The sequence below is a fragment of the Paenirhodobacter huangdaonensis genome, from assembly GCF_004022465.1.
Classification (GTDB): domain Bacteria; phylum Pseudomonadota; class Alphaproteobacteria; order Rhodobacterales; family Rhodobacteraceae; genus Rhodobacter; species Rhodobacter huangdaonensis.
In genome coordinates this window covers 1-942 of record NZ_SAVA01000033.1, presented here as the reverse complement: position 1 = coordinate 942, position 942 = coordinate 1, and the positions used below count along the sequence as shown (strand labels likewise).

At 67.2% G+C, this 942-nt stretch carries 1 protein-coding gene and 1 riboswitch; the gene reads left to right on the top strand.

From position 1 onward, the window contains the following. A riboswitch (cobalamin riboswitch) is annotated at positions 1-147 on the top strand. This riboswitch is flagged as partial in the annotation. Between the two features lie 41 nt (positions 148-188). Beyond that, on the top strand, positions 189-881 hold the full coding sequence (bluB, locus tag EOW66_RS20265) for a 5,6-dimethylbenzimidazole synthase (RefSeq protein ID WP_394342848.1): 693 nt from the start codon (positions 189-191) through the stop codon (positions 879-881). Positions 882-942 lie beyond the last annotated feature (61 nt).

The following is a 942-nucleotide window of genomic DNA, read 5'->3' as shown; positions in this document are numbered from 1 at the left end:
GGGAGAATCGGGAAGCCGGTGCAAATCCGGCGCGGGCCCGCCGCTGTATCGGGGATCGTTTGGCACAGGCCACTGGGGCAGGCCCCGGGAAGGCGCCAGGACGAGATGATCCGGAGCCAGAAGACCGGCCTGATGTCATTGCGCCCCGGGGTGGAGCCCGCGGCGCCTTGAATTGTCCGAGGCCCAAGATGCCCCTCACGATGCCTGCCGAAGCTGTGGTTCCGCAGCCCGCCCGCCAGTTCGACGACCGCGAACGTCAAACGCTTTACGATATCATCAACGCCCGCCGCGACGTGCGCAACGAGTTCCGACCCGATCCGGTCGATCCTGCCGCCCTCCGGCGCATTCTCGCAGCCGCGCATGCCGCGCCCTCGGTCGGCCTGATGCAACCGTGGGACTTCCTCCTGATCCGCGACCCGGACCGGCGCGCCGAGGTCCATGCCGCCTTCCTCCGCGCAAACGCCGAGGCGGAAGAGATGTTCGACGGCGACCGCAAGGCGCTTTACCGGTCGCTGAAGCTCGAGGGGATCCTGACCGCGCCGCTGAACATCTGCGTGACCTGCGACCGGAGCCGAGGCGGGAAGGTGGTTCTGGGCCGGACCCACAATCGCGACATGGATCTTTATTCGACGGTCTGCGCCGTGCAGAACCTCTGGCTGGCCGCCCGCGCGGAAGGTGTGGGGATCGGCTGGGTTTCGATCTTCCGGCCGGAAGACCTGCGCGGCCTGCTTGGCATCCCGGACCATGTGGAAATCGTTGCCTATCTTTGCGCGGGCTATGTCGACGACCTTTACACGAAGCCGGAGCTTGAAGCCCGGGGGTGGCGCAAGAGGCTGACGCTCGAGAGCGTGATCCATGAAAACGGCTGGCCCGCACGGTAGCCGCAAGCCGGCGCTGTCGCCGCCGTCCGCGGACATTCGTGCAGCACCCGACAAGGTCCGG